This window comes from Micromonospora sp. KC721 (assembly GCF_004348355.1).
Lineage (GTDB): Bacteria > Actinomycetota > Actinomycetes > Mycobacteriales > Micromonosporaceae > Micromonospora.
Map to the genome: position 1 here is coordinate 1 of NZ_SMJY01000161.1, position 14,712 is coordinate 14,712.

13 protein-coding genes, 3 tRNA genes and 1 pseudogene are annotated in these 14,712 nt (G+C 73.4%); 6 read left to right on the forward strand and 11 right to left on the reverse strand.

Annotation, left to right across the window (positions count from 1 at the left end):
* Nucleotides 1–82: 82 nt before the first annotated feature.
* From E1182_RS23015 to E1182_RS23030, 4 genes are all read right to left on the reverse strand, one after another.
* Entirely contained in the window at nucleotides 83–871 is a 789-nt protein-coding gene (locus E1182_RS23015; RefSeq protein WP_132268811.1) for a putative protein N(5)-glutamine methyltransferase, read from the reverse strand.
* A 135-nt stretch (nucleotides 872–1,006) separates the two neighbouring features.
* On the reverse strand, nucleotides 1,007–2,140 hold the full coding sequence (locus E1182_RS23020; RefSeq protein ID WP_132268814.1) for a cystathionine gamma-lyase: 1,134 nt from the start codon (nucleotides 2,138–2,140) through the stop codon (nucleotides 1,007–1,009).
* 46 nt (nucleotides 2,141–2,186) lie between these two features.
* The gene (locus E1182_RS23025) at nucleotides 2,187–3,191 is read right to left on the reverse strand and encodes an NAD(P)H-dependent glycerol-3-phosphate dehydrogenase (protein ID WP_132268816.1); all 1,005 of its coding nucleotides are present in this window, start codon (nucleotides 3,189–3,191) and stop codon (nucleotides 2,187–2,189) included.
* 70 nt (nucleotides 3,192–3,261) lie between these two features.
* Nucleotides 3,262–3,987: a 1-acyl-sn-glycerol-3-phosphate acyltransferase gene (locus E1182_RS23030; protein ID WP_132268818.1), complete on the reverse strand. Its 726-nt coding sequence runs from the start codon at nucleotides 3,985–3,987 to the stop codon at nucleotides 3,262–3,264.
* Between the two features lie 111 nt (nucleotides 3,988–4,098).
* Here E1182_RS23030 and cofC point away from each other — a divergent pair, with 111 nt between their 5' ends.
* From cofC to E1182_RS23050, 4 genes are all read left to right on the forward strand, one after another.
* Nucleotides 4,099–4,722 (forward strand): 2-phospho-L-lactate guanylyltransferase, encoded by a 624-nt coding sequence (cofC, locus tag E1182_RS23035; protein ID WP_132268821.1) that lies wholly within the window; start codon nucleotides 4,099–4,101, stop codon nucleotides 4,720–4,722.
* 68 nt (nucleotides 4,723–4,790) lie between these two features.
* Nucleotides 4,791–4,943 carry a cold-shock protein gene (locus tag E1182_RS23040; RefSeq protein WP_371687595.1) on the forward strand — a complete coding sequence of 51 codons (153 nt, stop codon included), beginning with the start codon at nucleotides 4,791–4,793 and terminating at the stop codon, nucleotides 4,941–4,943.
* Between the two features lie 54 nt (nucleotides 4,944–4,997).
* Complete coding sequence (locus E1182_RS23045) at nucleotides 4,998–7,289, forward strand: RNA degradosome polyphosphate kinase (RefSeq protein ID WP_132268826.1); 2,292 nt, start codon at nucleotides 4,998–5,000, stop codon at nucleotides 7,287–7,289.
* 37 nt (nucleotides 7,290–7,326) lie between these two features.
* On the forward strand, nucleotides 7,327–8,211 hold the full coding sequence (locus tag E1182_RS23050) for an NUDIX hydrolase (protein ID WP_132268828.1): 885 nt from the start codon (nucleotides 7,327–7,329) through the stop codon (nucleotides 8,209–8,211).
* Between the two features lie 56 nt (nucleotides 8,212–8,267).
* Here E1182_RS23050 and E1182_RS23055 read toward each other — a convergent pair whose 3' ends face one another.
* From E1182_RS23055 to leuC, 3 genes are all read right to left on the reverse strand, one after another.
* A complete protein-coding gene (locus E1182_RS23055; RefSeq protein ID WP_207921489.1) occupies nucleotides 8,268–8,987 on the reverse strand; it encodes an HU family DNA-binding protein in 720 nt (239 codons plus the stop codon).
* Nucleotides 8,988–9,159: 172 nt separating this feature from the next.
* Complete coding sequence (leuD, locus tag E1182_RS23060; protein WP_132268834.1) at nucleotides 9,160–9,747, reverse strand: 3-isopropylmalate dehydratase small subunit; 588 nt, start codon at nucleotides 9,745–9,747, stop codon at nucleotides 9,160–9,162.
* A 15-nt stretch (nucleotides 9,748–9,762) separates the two neighbouring features.
* Complete coding sequence (gene leuC, locus E1182_RS23065; RefSeq protein WP_132268837.1) at nucleotides 9,763–11,205, reverse strand: 3-isopropylmalate dehydratase large subunit; 1,443 nt, start codon at nucleotides 11,203–11,205, stop codon at nucleotides 9,763–9,765.
* Nucleotides 11,206–11,254: 49 nt separating this feature from the next.
* On the opposite strand from leuC, the gene E1182_RS23070 reads away from it, so the two are divergent.
* A complete protein-coding gene (locus E1182_RS23070) occupies nucleotides 11,255–11,941 on the forward strand; it encodes an IclR family transcriptional regulator (protein WP_013284529.1) in 687 nt (228 codons plus the stop codon).
* Between the two features lie 168 nt (nucleotides 11,942–12,109).
* Here E1182_RS23070 and E1182_RS23075 read toward each other — a convergent pair.
* From E1182_RS23075 to E1182_RS23090, 4 genes are all read right to left on the reverse strand, one after another.
* Nucleotides 12,110–12,182: transfer RNA gene (locus E1182_RS23075), tRNA-Glu, on the reverse strand.
* Between the two features lie 215 nt (nucleotides 12,183–12,397).
* Nucleotides 12,398–12,470: transfer RNA gene (locus E1182_RS23080), tRNA-Glu, on the reverse strand.
* A 141-nt stretch (nucleotides 12,471–12,611) separates the two neighbouring features.
* A tRNA-Gln gene (locus tag E1182_RS23085) sits at nucleotides 12,612–12,683 on the reverse strand.
* Between the two features lie 106 nt (nucleotides 12,684–12,789).
* The gene (locus E1182_RS23090; protein WP_132268840.1) at nucleotides 12,790–13,593 is read right to left on the reverse strand and encodes a fumarylacetoacetate hydrolase family protein; all 804 of its coding nucleotides are present in this window, start codon (nucleotides 13,591–13,593) and stop codon (nucleotides 12,790–12,792) included.
* A gap of 163 nt (nucleotides 13,594–13,756) precedes the next feature.
* Between E1182_RS23090 and E1182_RS23095 the strand changes: the two are divergent.
* A pseudogene (locus E1182_RS23095) lies at nucleotides 13,757–14,712 on the forward strand (hypothetical protein); the annotation flags it as partial.

The following is a 14,712-nucleotide window of genomic DNA, read 5'->3' on the forward strand; positions in this document are numbered from 1 at the left end:
ACCCCACGCCTGCTGCGAAGGCTAGTTCCCCCGACGGCCCGCCGTCACCGGCGATCGGTGCGGCCGCCGGTGCCGGTGCGGGTCAGCCCGGACGGCGGGCGGTCATCGCGATGGCGTCCCACTTCCGCGCCCGGACCACCCGGGGACGCAGCCCCAGCGTGCGCAACTCGCCGTCCAACGCGTCCACCTGGCTCTCCCCCACCTCGACCACCAACCGCCCGCCGGGAGCCAGCCAGTCCACCGCCCCGGCCGCCACCCGGCGCAGCACGGCCAGGCCGTCCACCCCGCCGTCGAGGGCCACCAGCGCCTCGTACCGCCGTGCCTCGGCAGGCATCAGCGCCACCGCCTCCGTCGGCACGTACGGGGCGTTCGCCACCACCAGATCCAGCCGGCCCCGCCAGGCGGCTGGCAGCGGGTCGTACAAATCGCCGTGCAGTACTTCGACGGGTCGGCCGGCGAGGTTGCGGCGGGCACAGGCCACGGCCGCCGGGTCCAGGTCCACGGCGGCGAGCCAGCGCGGAGCCAGCCGCGCGGCCAGCGCCAGGGTCGTCGCACCCGACCCGCAGCACAGGTCGACCACCGCCGGGGCGGGTCCGGCCAACGCCGCCGCGGCCGTCACCAGCAGGGCGGTACGCGCGCGGGGCACGAAGACGCCGGGCGCGACGGCGACCCGCAGCCCACAGAACTCGGCCCAGCCGAGCAGGTACTCCAGCGGCTCACCGGCGATCCGCCGGTCGACCAGGGTGGTCAACGCGGCCGGGGTGTCGACGGCGGCGATCAGCAGATCCGCCTCGTCCTCGGCATAGACGCAGCCGGCGGCGCGCAGCCGCGCGACGAGGGCGGGACGGTCGGGGTGGTACGACGATGCCATGGGATACCTTCGGGGAACGCTCGGCGGCGCTCCCGCCGTCGCTACCGTGGCGACAGCGACGCGGAGAGGAGCGCCGGCCCTGCTGGCTGCGGGATCGGTCTCACCTCCTCCGGTCGGGGCCCGTTCGGGCCGGCCTCACCATAGCGGACCGGCCGGCCCCGCGGCGTCCAGCGCGGCGGCCACGTCGGCCACCAGGTCGACCGTGTCCTCCACCCCGCAGGAGAGCCGGACGAAGCCCGGTGCCGTGTCGTCACCCCATTGTGCCCGCCGGTCCACGGTGGTGTGCAGACCGCCGAACGAGGTGGCGGCGGCGACCAGCCGGGACGCCTCGACGAACCGGGCGACCCGAGCGGCGTCGCCCAGGTCGAAGGAGAGCACCCCGGGCATCCGCCGCATCTGCGCCGACGCCACCCGGTACGCCCGGTCCACCGGCCGCCCCGGCCAGCGCAGCCCGGTCACGTCGGCCCGCCCGGCGAGCAACTCCGCGACGGCCGCCGCGTTCGCCGACTGGCGGGCCAGCCGCAGGTCCAGCGTGGCCAGCGACCGGTGCGCCAACCAGGCGTCGAACGCGCCGGGCACCGCGCCGGTGGTGGTACGCCAGGCGGTCAGCGTCTCCAGCAACTCGGTCGAGCGGGCCGCGACGTAGCCCAGCAGCAGGTCGGAGTGGCCGGTCAGCGCCTTGGTGCCGGAGGCGACGACGAGGTCGGCGCCGAGGTCCAGCGGGCGCTGACCGAGCGGGGTGGCGGTGGTGTTGTCCACCACCACCACCGTGCCGGCGGCGTGCGCCGCGGCGGCGAGCACGGCCACGTCGGCCACGTCCAGGCCGGGGTTGGCGGGAGTCTCCAGCAGCAGCAGCCGGACCCCGTCGAACGGCGGGTACGGCCCGGCGGTCGGCACCAACCCGACGTGGACCCCGATCGCCGCCAGCGTGGCGGCGGCGAAGGCGCGGACCGGGAAATAGCCGTCGGCGGGGAGCAGCACCCGGTCGCCGGGGCGCAGCAGCGCCAGCAGCAGCCCGGTGACAGCCGCCTGCCCACTGGCGAAGACCCGGCACTCGCCGCCCTCCAGCTCACCGATGGCCGCCTCCAGCAGCCGGCGGGTGGGATTGTCCGGCCGGCCGTAGCCGTTCGGGCCGGCGGCGGGCCCCTGCCACGGGTCGAGGTGGTACGGGGCCGCGAAGACCGGCCCGGGCAGGAACGGGTCACCCGGGGCGGGCTCGGGCAGGCCGGCGCGCACGCAGCGGGTCCCGTCGTGCCAGTCACCGCTCACCCGAGATCGGCCTCCGCTTTTCGCACACTGGGCGCGCAGAACCCGTTCACTCGTACGACTCGGGTTTGGCGGTCCGGCTCATCAGGGCGTCCACGGCGAGCCGCGGTTCCATGCCCTCGTGGCAGATCCGCTCGATCTGCTCGGTGATCGGCATCTCCACCCCGTGCGCCCGCGCCAGATCGCGGATCGACAGGCAGCTCTTGACACCCTCGGCGGTCTGCCGGGTCGCCGCCTGCGCCTGTTCCAGGGTCTCCCCCCGCCCCAGGTGCTCGCCGAAGGTGCGGTTGCGGGCCAGCGGCGACGAGCAGGAGGCGACCAGGTCACCCATGCCGGCCAGCCCGGCGAAGGTGATCGGGTCGGCGCCCAGCGCCACGCCGAGCCGGGCGGTCTCGGCAAGCCCACGGGTCATCAGCATGGCGCGGGTGTTGTCGCCGAAACCCATCGCCGTGGCGATGCCGTACGCCAGGGCGATCACGTTCTTCACCGCGCCGCCCAGCTCGCAGCCGATCACGTCGTCGTTGGTGTACGGCCGGAAGTACGGCGTGCGGATCGACGACTGCACCAGCGCGGTGCGGCGGGGGTCGGTGCCGGCGACCACGGTCGCGGCGGGCTGCTCGGCGGCGATCTCGGGCGCCAGATTGGGACCGGAGACGACCACCACCCGGTCGCGGGTCACCCGGGCGGTCTCCACGATCACCTCGCTCATCCGCTTGGTGGTGCCCAGCTCGATGCCCTTCATCAGGGAGACCAGGGTCGAGTCGGGGGCCAGGTGGGGCGCCCAGTCGGCGAGGTTGCCGCGCAGCGTCTGGGACGGCACCGACAGCACCACCAGTTCCGCCCCGGCGATCGCCTTGACGGCGTCACCGGTCGCGGTGACCCGGTCGGGCAGTCGCACGTCGGAGAGGTAGTCCGGGTTGCGCCGCCGGGTACGGATCGCCTCGGCGACCGACTCCCGGCGCGCCCAGATCGTCACGTCCCGGCCGGCGTCGGCCAGAATCTTGGCGAAGGCGGTTCCCCAGGAACCCGCCCCCAGCACCGCCACGTGGCTCACGCCGTCGCCTCCCCGCGGTCGGCGACGGTGTGCGGCGCCACCGCGCGGAGCCGGTCGGTTCGCTCGCGTCTCATTCGGTCACCTCGGAAGTGCGTGGACGGGCGGGACGTTCCCACAGGGGCGGCGGGGTGCCGCCCCTGATGTCGGCGAGCATGTCGCGCAGGGTCAGCATGATCTGGTCGGTCATCTCTTCCAGCACGGCTCGGCTCGGGGCGGCGCCCGCCCATCGGCTCAGGTCCACCGGCGGGCCGGCGACCACGGTCACCGGGGTACGGGGCCGCAGCCCGAGGCGCGCCGACCGGGGGTCGAAGAGCTTCTCCGGTCCCCACATCACCAACGGGATCACCGGCGCTCCGGTGGCCAACGCCAGCCGGGCCGCGCCCGTCTTGCCCTTCATCGGCCACAGCTGCGGGTGCCGGGTGGTGGTGCCCTCCGGGTAGATCACCACCGCGCCGCCGGCGTCCAGCGCGGCGACCAGCTTGTCCAGCGACCGGACCGCGTTGACGGTGCCACGCTCGACCGGGATCTGCCGGCAGCGGTGCAGGATCCGGCCGATCACGGGAAGCCGGAAGAGGCTGGCCTTGCCGAGGTACTGCGGCCAGCGTCCGGCGTCGTAGATGAAGTGCGCGGCGACCAGCGGATCGGCGTGCGAGAGGTGGTTGGGCACGATGATGATGCCGCCGTCGCGGCGCAGGTGCTCGGCCCCGCGCCAGGTGCGCCGGGTCCATCCGAGCATCACGGGTTTGACCAGCACCACGGCGAACCGTCGCCAGAATCCCAGCCTGCGCCGTGTCACCCTGCCTCCTCATCGCCCCGCCCCGCGGCGTGCCCGCAGCGGAAATCATGCCTGCTCGCCCCAGGTCCGGCCAGTGCGGGTACCGGCCGGTGACGCTGGCAGGATTGTCGCGTGCAGCCGACCTGGACCCTGGTGGTGCCGGTGAAGCGTCTCACCGCGGCGAAGAGCCGGTTGCGGGGCGCGCTGCCGGTCGTACCCCATGAGGAGCTGGCGCTGGCCCTGGCGGCCGACACGGTCCGCGCGGCGGTGGCCTGCCCCGCGGTGGCCGAGGTCCTGGTCGTCACCGCCGACGCGGCGGTGGCGGCGGCGGCCGGAGCCGTGGGGGCGCGGGCGGTGCCGGACCGGCCGGAGGCCGGGCTCAACGCGGCCTTCCGGCACGGTGCGCGGCTCGCCGGCCGCCGCTGGGTGGCCGGCCTGACCGCGGACCTTCCGGCGCTACGCCCGGCCGAGTTGGCTGCCGCCCTGCGCGCGGCCGCCACCGGCCCGGCGGTACGCCGTTTCGTGCCCGACGCCCCGGGTACCGGCACGGTGCTGCTGGCCGCGCCGCCCGGGGTGCCGCTGGATCCCCGGTTCGGGGTCGGTTCGGCGGCGGCGCACCGGGCCAGCGGGGCGCTCCCGCTCACCGGCGACTGGCCCAGCCTGCGCCGGGACGTGGACACCGCCGCGGACCTGGCCGCCGCCGCCCGGCTCGGCCTCGGGCCGCGCAGCGCGGCGTTGAGCGTGCCGTCGGGCTGACCCCACCGGTGTACGGTGCTGACATGCAGGGCACGGTGGCGAGCTTCGACGCGCAGACCCGCACCGGGTTGCTCCTCCTGGACGACGGCACCGAGCTGGCCTTTCCGGCGCGCGCCTTCGACGCCTCGGGGTTGCGGCTGGTGCGGCTCGGGCAACGGCTGAGGGTGGAGACCGATCCCGACGGGGGGGTCGTCCGGGTGACATTCCCGACGATGGCTTGAGCCGACCGGGGCAAGTTCATTTTGAGTTAACCGTGATCGGGTGATTATGAGGCGGTGAGCACCCCTCGCGAGCACCCTGGTCCCTCTGCCGCCGACCCGGCCGCCGCCCGCAACGGCACCCGGCGGCGCGACACCGCCGGGCGGTTCCGCCCGTCCCGTGACCCCGGCGACACCCCCGACACGACGCCCGGCTCCGCGGGCGCCAGCGCCGGCGGCGCCTCCGCCGGACTGGCCGAGGTAGTCGACGCCGACGAGCCGGTGGTGTCGGGGGCCCCCGCCGAGCCGCTGCCCGAGGATCGCTTCCTCAACCGGGAGCTGTCCTGGCTCGACTTCAACGCCCGGGTGCTGACCCTGGCCGAGGACCGGCGCACCCCGCTGCTGGAGCGGGCGAAGTTCCTGGCCATCTTCGCCAGCAATCTCGACGAGTTCTACATGGTCCGGGTGGCGGGGTTGAAGCGCCGTCTCTCCGCCGGCCTGCCGGTCCGTGGCGGGGACCGGCTGCCGCTGCGTACCCAGCTGGAGCTGGTCGCCGAGAAGGCCGCCGGGTTGGTGGCCCGGCACGCCGCCTGCTTCGTCGAGGACGTGCTGCCCCGGCTGGCCGCCGAGGACATCCGCGTGCTGCGCTGGGCGGACCTGGACGACCCGGAGCGGGAACGGTTGCGCACCTACTTCCGCGAGCACATCTTCCCGGTACTCACCCCGCTCGCGGTGGACCCGGCGCACCCGTTCCCCTACATCTCCGGCCGCTCGCTGAACCTGGCGGTGGCGGTCCGCGACCCCGACGGCGGACCGGAACTGTTCGCCCGGGTCAAGGTGCCGAACAACGTGCCGCGCTTCGTCCGGGTCGCCCGGGACCGGCCCGGCCTGCGGATGCTGCCGGTCGAGGAGTTGATCTCGGTGCACCTGGGCCAGCTCTTCTCCGGCATGCAGGTGGTCGAGTGCCACCTGTTTCGGGTGACCCGCAACGCCGAGGTCGAGGTCGACGAGGACCGCGACGAGGATCTGCTCCAGGCGCTGGAACGGGAACTGGCCCGGCGTCGTTTCGGCCCGCCGGTACGCCTGGAGGTCGCCGCGTCCATCTCCGACCACATGCTGGAGCTGCTCGTCCGCGAGCTGGACATGGACGACCACGACGTGCTCCGGGTGCCCGGGCTGCTCGACCTGTCGGCGCTGTGGCAGCTGTACGGCGAGGCGGACCGTCCCGATCTGAAGGATCCGCCGTTCGTGCCGGCCACCCACCCACGGCTGGCCGAGGGAGAGGTGCCACGCAGCGTCTTCGCCACCCTGCGCGACGGCGACGTGCTGGTGCACCACCCGTACCACTCGTTCGCCACCAGCGTGCAACGCTTCATCGAGCAGGCCGCCGCCGACCCGAACGTGCTCGCCATCAAGCAGACCCTGTACCGCACCAGCGGCGACTCCCCGATCGTCGACGCCCTGGTCGACGCGGCCGCCGCGGGCAAGCAGGTGGTGGTGCTGGTGGAGGTGAAGGCCCGCTTCGACGAGGTGGCCAACATCGGCTGGGCGCGCACCCTGGAACGCGCCGGCTGCCACGTCGTGTACGGCCTGGTCGGCCTCAAGACGCACTGCAAGACGGCGCTGGTGGTACGCCAGGAGGGCAACCAGATCCGCCGGTACTGCCACATCGGCACCGGCAACTACCACCCCAAGACCGCCCGGCTCTACGAGGACTTCGGGGTGCTCACCGCCGATCCGGAGATCGGCGCGGACCTCACCGACCTGTTCAACGTGCTGACCGGGTACAGCCGGCAGACCGCGTACCGGCGGCTGCTGGTGGCGCCGCAGGGCATCCGCCGCGGCCTGGTCGAGCGGATCGAACGGGAGATCACCCACGTCCGCCTCGGCGTGCCCGGCCTGGTGCAGTTCAAGGTGAACGCGCTGGTCGACGAGGAGGTCACCGACGCGCTGTACCGGGCGTCCCGGGCCGGCGTACACGTGGACCTGCTGATCCGGGGCATGTGCACGCTGCGGCCGGGGGTGCCGGGGCTGTCGGAGAACATCCGGGTCCGGTCGATCCTCGGCCGGTTCCTGGAGCACTCGCGGATCTTCCGGTTCGGCAACAACGGCGACGCCGAGTTCTGGCTGGGCTCGGCCGACCTGATGCACCGCAACCTGGACCGGCGGGTGGAGGCGCTGGTCCAGGTCAGCGACCCGGTAGCCCGGGCCGAGTTGGACCACGTGCTGACCGCCGCGTTCGGTCCCGAGGTGAACGCCTTCGAACTGGCGGCCGACGGCACCTGGACCCGGCGGGTCGGCACTCCCGAGGAGCCCCTGGCGGACCTTCAGGAACTGCTGCTGCGCCGCGTGGGCGGCACCGCCGGCTGAGCACCACTGCCGATGGCGGCGGACGTATGGTGTCCGGATGGTGGACGAGGAACCGGGGGACATCCGGGCGGCGGGCGGGGTGGTCTGGCGGCCGGACGCCGGCGGCGGTGTCGAGGTCTGCCTGGTGCACCGCCCCCGCTACGGCGACTGGTCGCTGCCGAAGGGCAAGCTGGAGCAGGGTGAGCACCCGTTGCTGGCCGCCGTCCGCGAGGTGGCCGAGGAGAGCGACGTGCGGGCCGTTCCGCAGGTCCGGCTCCCGACGGTCCGCTACCGCAGCGAAGGCCGACCGAAGACGGTCGACTACTGGTCGATGCGGGCGGTGGGCGCGGGCGGTTTCCAGCCGGGCACCGAGGTCGACGAGGTGCGCTGGCTCGCCGTCGAGGAGGCGGTGCGGCTGGTCAGCTACCCGCACGACGCGCAGGTGCTGGCGGCGTTCGCCGCGCTGCCCCCGGTGACCGCGACGATCGTTCTGGTCCGGCACGGACACGCCGGCAAACGGGCCACCTGGTCCGGCCCGGACGACAGCCGGCCGCTGGACACCGAGGGGTGGGTCCAGGCCGAGGCGTTGGCACCGCTGGTGGCGCTGGTCCGCCCGACCCGGTTGCTGTCGGCGTCGGTCCGCCGCTGCGTGCAGACCCTCGACCCGGCGGCGGCCCGGCTCGACCTGCCGATCGAGGTCTGCGGCGACCTGGACGAGCCCCGTCCGGGCCAGCAGCGCGAGGAGTGCGCGTTGGCCGCCGCGGGCCGGTTGGTGTCGCTGGCCACCGCCGGCACCCCGGCCGTGGTGTGCAGCCAGGGCAAGGTGATCCCGGGGGTGCTGGCACGGCTGACCGGTCGCGCCGACGACTTCACCACCGCGAAGGGTGGCGGCTGGTTGCTCGCCTTCGCCGCCGACCGGCTGTTCGGCGCCGACCGGCTCTGACGCGCCGAGGGGCACCCACCGTCGCGGTGGGTGCCCCTCGCGTCGTACGCGATGGTTCAGCGCCGGGCGGCGGACTTCTTCGCCGGCGCCTTCTTGGCCGTCTTCGCCGCGGTGGCCTTGCTCGCCGCCGTGGTCTTCTTCGCCGCGGTGGTCTTCGTCGCCGCGGTGGCCTTCTTGGTCGCGGTGGCCTTCTTGGTCGCGGTGGTCTTCGTCGCCGCGGTGGCCTTCTTGGTCGCGGTGGCCTTGCTCGCCGCGGTGGTCTTCGTCGCCGGGGCGGCCTTCGTGGTCGCGGTGGTCTTCTTCGCCGCCGCGGCCTTCGCCCCGGTGGCCTTCGTCCCAGCGGCCTTTGCCCCGGTCGTCTTGGTCCCGGTGGCCTTCGCCCCGGTGGTCTTGGCTCCGGTGGCCTTCGTGCCGGTGGCCTTGGCTCCGGTGGCCTTCGTGCCGGTGGCCTTGGCCGCCGCCGTGGCGGTCTTCTTGGCCGGGGCCGCGGCCTTCGGCACCTTGCCGCTGGCCACCATCTCCTTGAATCCGGCACCCGGACGGAAGGTCGGCACGGATGTCTTCTTGACCTTCACCGCCTCACCGGTGCGCGGGTTGCGGGCTGTTCGGGCACCCCGGACGCGCTTTTCGAACGCTCCGAAGCCGGTGATCGCCACCTTCTCGCCCTTGGTGACCGCCGCCTGGACCTCAGCGAGGACCGCGTCGAGCGCGGCCGTCGCCGTCTTCCGGTCCCCCAGGCGAGCGGCGAGCGCCTCGATGAGCTCGGCCTTGTTCACGACTTCCTCCTGATTGTGCGACTGACTCGACGCGAGCCATTCTGCGCGCACGGTATGCCCTGTGCTGCCTGGACACAAACATTCGGTGGAAAAAAGCCCTTGTGTCGTAACGGATTCGCCCCCGCCGGACGATCCGGTGGGGGCGAGAACCGAAGAAACGTGGGACGTTCGGCTATGCGACGGCGGGCTTGAACGACGGCCGCGACACCTCGTACGTGCCGATCTCCGCCTCGTGCCGAAGGGTGAGTCCAATGTCGTCCAAGCCCTCCATCAGCCGCCAGCGGCTGTGGTCGTCCAGGGGGAACGACCAGCGGGACTCGCCGAGCCGGACCTCGCGGGCGGCCAGGTCGACGGTGACGGGCGTGGTCGGGTCGGACTCGGTCCGCGACCAGATCTCCTCGATCGCTTTCAATTCCAACTCGACCGGGAGGAGCCCTTCCTTGAGCGCGTTGCCCCGGAAGATGTCACCGAAGCGGGGAGAGATCACCGCCTGGAACCCCCAGTCGCGAAGCGCCCACACGGCGTGCTCCCGGGACGACCCGGTGCCGAACTCGGGACCGGCCACGAGAATCGACGCACCGGAATATGCGGGATCGTTGAGCACGAATTGCGGATCTTCCCGCCACGCGCTGAAGAGCCCGTCGGCGAAACCGGTCCGGGTCACCCGCTTGAGGTACACGGCCGGGATGATCTGATCGGTGTCCACGTTGGAGCGACGCAGCGGCACGACGGTGCCGGTGTGGGTGGTGAACTTGTCCATCTCTCGGCTGCCCTTCTACAGGTCGGCGGGGGCGGCGAGCCGGCCGACCACGGCGGTGGCGGCGGCGACCGGCGGCGACACCAGGTGGGTGCGCCCGCCCCGGCCCTGCCGCCCCTCGAAGTTGCGGTTGGAGGTCGAGGCGGAACGCTGGCCCGGCTTGAGCGTGTCGGGGTTCATCCCCAGGCACATGGAGCAGCCGGCGAAGCGCCACTCGGCACCGGCGTCGACGAAGACCTTGTCCAGCCCCTCCGCCTCGGCCGCCTCCCGCACGGCGGCGCTGCCGGGCACCACGAGCATCCGTACGCCGTCGGCGACCCGGTGCCCGCGCAGCACGTCGGCGGCGGCGCGCAGGTCCTCCAGCCGGCCGTTGGTGCAGGAGCCGACGAAGACCACGTCGACGGCGAGGTCCCGCAGCGGCGTGCCGGGAGCGAGGTCCATGTACTCCAGGGCCCGACGGGCGGCCGTCCGCTCCGCCTCGGTGACGAACTCCTCCGGGTCCGGCACGACCGCGCCGAGCGGCGCCCCCTGGCCCGGGTTGGTGCCCCAGGTGACGAACGGGGTGATCCGGCTGGCGTCCAGGGTCACCTCGGCGTCGAAGGCCGCCCCCTCGTCGGTGGGCAGGGTCCGCCAGTACGCGACCGCCTCGTCCCACTGCGCGCCCTGCGGGGCGTGCGGCCGGCCCTTGAGGTACGCGAAGGTGGTCTCGTCCGGCGCGATCAGGCCGGCCTTGGCGCCCCACTCGATGGACATGTTGGCCACCGTCATCCGGCCCTCCATGGAGAGCCGCCGGATGGCCTCGCCCCGGTACTCGACGATGTGGCCCCGCCCGCCGCCGGTGCCGACCTGGGTGATCAGCGCGAGCACCAGGTCCTTGGCGGTGACCCCGGGGCCCAGCTCGCCGGTGACGTTCACCGCCATGGTCTTCGGCCGGGCCTGCGGCAGCGTCTGGGTGGCCAGGACGTGCTCGACCTCACTGGTGCCGATACCGAAGGCGAGTGCCCCGAAGGCGCCGTGGGTGGCGGTGTGGGAATCGCCACAGACGATGGTCATGCCGGGCTGGGTGACGCCGAGCTGCGGGCCGATGACGTGCACGATCCCCTGGTTCTCGTCGCCGAGGGGGTGCAGCCGCAGGCCGAACTCGGCGCAGTTGCGGCGCAGCGTCTCGATCTGCGTACGCGAGGTCGGGTCCGCGATGGTGAGCAGGTCACCGCGGCGCAGCCGGAACGACGGATCGTCGTACCCGGTCGGGGTGTTGTGGTCCTCGGTCGCGAGCGTGAGATCGGGGCGGCGCACCCGGCGGCCGGCCAGGCGCAGCCCGTCGAAGGCCTGCGGGCTCGTCACCTCGTGCAGCAGGTGCAGGTCGATGTAGAGCAGGTCCGGCTCACCCTCGGCGGTCCGTACCACGTGCGCGTCCCAGACCTTCTCGGCCAGGGTCCTCGGTCGAGTGACTCCCACCATCTGGACATCCTAAATTCTGGGAGGTAAATTTCGGCTTGTGGGACACAGTATGAGCGGTGTCGGCGTCCTCGACAAGGCGGTGGTCATCCTGGCCGCCTGTGTCGACGGCGCCAGCCTGGCCGAACTCGTTGAACGCACCAAGCTGCCCCGGGCCACCGCGCACCGGTTGGCGCAGGCGCTGGAGATCCACCGGATGCTGGTCCGGGACACCCAGGGCCGCTGGCGGCCCGGGCCCCGGCTCGGCGAGCTGGCCAACGCCGCCCCGGACGTGCTCCTGACCGCGGCCGAGCCGCTGCTGGCCGCGCTGCGCGACGCCACCGGCGAGAGCGCCCAGCTCTACCTGCGCCGGGCCGACGAGCGGATCTGCGTGGCCGCCGCCGAGCGGGCCAGCGGCCTACGGGACACCGTGCCGGTCGGTTCGGTGCTGCCCATGACGGCGGGCTCCGCGGCGCAGATCCTGCTCGCCTGGGAGCCGCCGGAGGCGGTGATGCCGCTGCTGCCCCGCTCCAAGTTCACCGGCCGCACCCTCGCCGAGGTACGCCGCCGTGGCTGGGCGCAGAGTGTCGCCGAGCGGGAGGCTGGCGTGGCGAGCGTCTCCGCGCCGATCCGGGACCGCACCGGCCGGGTGATCGCCGCGATCAGCATCTCCGGCCCGATCGAGCGTCTCGGCCGCCGCCCCGGCGAACGTCACGCGATGGCCGTGGTCCGCGCCGGCCAACGCCTCTCCGGCCTCTGACGATCCCCTGAGCGGCTGTGGTCCGGAGGGATGGCCGCGCCGGATGCGGCAAAACGGAGGTTACCGGGCAGCGGGATACCGCAGCAACCTGCCGCATTCGGCGAACCACAGCAGGCGGATGGCGCACAGGCAACGGCCCGTCTCTGCGAGACGGGCCGTTGTGGGGTGTAGCCCCGACCGGATTCGAACCGGCGCTACCGCCTTGAGAGGGCGGCGTCCTGGGCCGCTAGACGACGGGGCCAGGTGGTTTTCCTGCATCACCACCTCGGCGGGCGGTGCGGTTGTAGTCTAACGGCACCCCCTGTACGCCCGACGCGAGGGGTCATCCGCACCAGGCCGGCCGGCCCGGCACCACCCGACGCACAGCCAGCCCGGAGGCCACAGCCAGCCAGGGCCGCAGCCAGCCCCAGACACGAAGAAGCCCGCCCCAGTGGATGGGACGGGCTGTCAGCGCTGTAGCCCCGACCGGATTCGAACCGGCGCTACCGCCTTGAGAGGGCGGCGTCCTGGGCCGCTAGACGACGGGGCCAGAACATGTCTTGCTTCCTCACCGGTACCGGTGAGGAAGCTGCACTCTATCAGAGCGCCACCGGCCACCCCCTGCGAGGGGGCACACGGTGGAACTCCACCAGAATCCAGCGTCCGGGATTCTCGTCGAACCACGGCTGCGCTGGGGTACCAGGACTCGAACCTAGACTAACTGAACCAGAATCAGTCGGGCTGCCAATTACCCCATACCCCATCGGCCCCTTGCGGCGCCGAGAAGGAACTTTACCCTCCCCGTGCCGACAGGCCAAATCCAATCCCCCGAAGCGCCTCTGACCTGCGGAAACGGGGCATCGGACGGATCAGGCGACCGGAACCACCGGGTTGGTGAGTTCGCCGATTCCCTCGATCCGCACGCTGACCGTATCCCCCTCGGTGAGCGGACTAACCCCCGCCGGGGTGCCGGTCAGCACCACGTCGCCCGGCAGCAGCGTCATCACGTGCGAGATGTACGACACCAGGGCCGGCACGTCGAAGACCATGTCCTTGGTCCGGCCCAGTTGGCGTACCTCCATCTCGTCGGGGTGCCGACCCACCTCGCAGCGGACCTCCAGGTCGGAGACGTCCAGGCCGGTGGTGATCCAGGGGCCGATCGGGCAGAACGAGTCGAACCCCTTGGCGCGGGTCCACTGCCCGTCCGCGCGCTGCAGGTCCCGCGCGGTGACGTCGTTGGCGCAGGTGTAGCCGAAGATGGCCTGCTCGGCGGCGGCCCGGTCGGCCCGCCGCGCACCGGGAGCGCCGATCACCACGGCCAGCTCCGCCTCGTGCTCCACCTGCTTGGAGAAGACCGGCAGCCGGATCGCGTCCCGCGGCCCGATCACCGAGGTCGAGGGCTTGAGGAAGAGCAGCGGCTCCTTCGGTACCTCGCTGCCGTGCTCCGCGGCGTGCTCGGCGTAGTTGCGCCCCACGCAGACCACCTTGCTGGGCAGGATCGGCGAGAGCAGCCGGACGTCGGAGAGCGCCCACCGGCCGCCGGTGAACTGGATCCGCCCGAACGGGTGACCCTCGATCTCGGCGATGGTCAGGGCCTGCGGCCCGGCACCCGGCTCGCCCTCGACGACCCCGAACGACATTCCCTTGGCATGAGCAAAACGAGCGATACGCACCCGGTCAATCTAGCCCCGCCGACCGACCCGGAGTCCGCCGACGCCCCGCCGGCCGGGTCGCCGGCGCAGCATACGCCGGACAGCGCCGGTGGGGGCGGGATTCGGCACTTCGTACCCGGCAGGAGGGAGCCGCCCCTAGCGTCGGCTCCGGAGGTTCGTTCGCATGCCTGCATCGAGACGACACCACAGAACCCTCGCCGCGTTCGTCCACGGCCTGGGCGTCCTCGCCGCCGTGCCGGCCCTGCCCACGGTGCCGCCCGCAACCGGTGCCGCAGCCACCCCGGCGGTGACCACGGTGACACCGGCGGGCCCGACCCCCGGGTCACCCCGCGCCGGTGCCGTCGCGGGGCACCCGGCCGCAGTGGCCCGGCCTGCGCCCGGCGCGCACCAGGCACCGGGCGCCGCGGCCACCGGGGCGGTGATCCCGGTGACACCGGCGGTCCCGGCCTCCGGAATGGCCACCACGGCGAACCCGGGAGTGCCCCGCCCCGCCCCACCGGTCACCGTGTCGGTGACCGTGGCCGGGACAGCGGCGCCGGGCTACCGGATCCAGGTACGCAACGACGGCAGCCGACCGGTCGACGCGGTGGTACGGCAGGAACTGCCGCCGGGTACGTCGACGAGCACGGTCAGCGCCGGAGGTCGGGTCACCCCGGCGACCGGCGCGCGGGGCACCGGGGAGGTCACCTGGCGGCTGCGGCTACCGGCCCAGGGCACCATCGCCGTCCAGACGACGCTGGCGCAGACCACCGCCGGCCGATCGGTCACCGCGCCGGCCTGCGCCTTCACCAGCGACGGCAACCGGCCGTACGACTGTGCCACCGCCACCTGGCAGCCGGCGGCGAGCCCGGCGACGGGGCAGGCCGAGACGGCTGCCCCGGTGTGGCGACGGCCGCCGATCCTGGCCGCCCTGGTCCTGCTGCCGATCCTGACTGTCGGCGCGCTCTGGGGTTGGCGGCACCGGCGGCGGCGTGGTGGTGCCGGACTCGAACCGGCCGGGGTCACACCCGGTGGGCGCCGCCGTGCCGGCACCGGCACGGTGTACCCGCGACCGGCGGCTCCCGACCTGCCGGGTCGGCGTCGTCGGCCGCCGGTCCGGGCGGTCGGTGGGGTGGTGGC

Coding starts and splice junctions, on each gene's coding strand:
- E1182_RS23015 (WP_132268811.1), bottom strand. CDS start 871: ATGGCATCGTCGTACCACCCCGACCGTCCCGCCCTCGTCGCGCGGCTG.
- E1182_RS23050 (WP_132268828.1), top strand. CDS start 7,327: ATGGTGGACGAGGAACCGGGGGACATCCGGGCGGCGGGCGGGGTGGTC.
- leuD (WP_132268834.1), bottom strand. CDS start 9,747: ATGGACAAGTTCACCACCCACACCGGCACCGTCGTGCCGCTGCGTCGC.
- leuC (WP_132268837.1), bottom strand. CDS start 11,205: ATGGTGGGAGTCACTCGACCGAGGACCCTGGCCGAGAAGGTCTGGGAC.
- E1182_RS23070 (WP_013284529.1), top strand. CDS start 11,255: ATGAGCGGTGTCGGCGTCCTCGACAAGGCGGTGGTCATCCTGGCCGCC.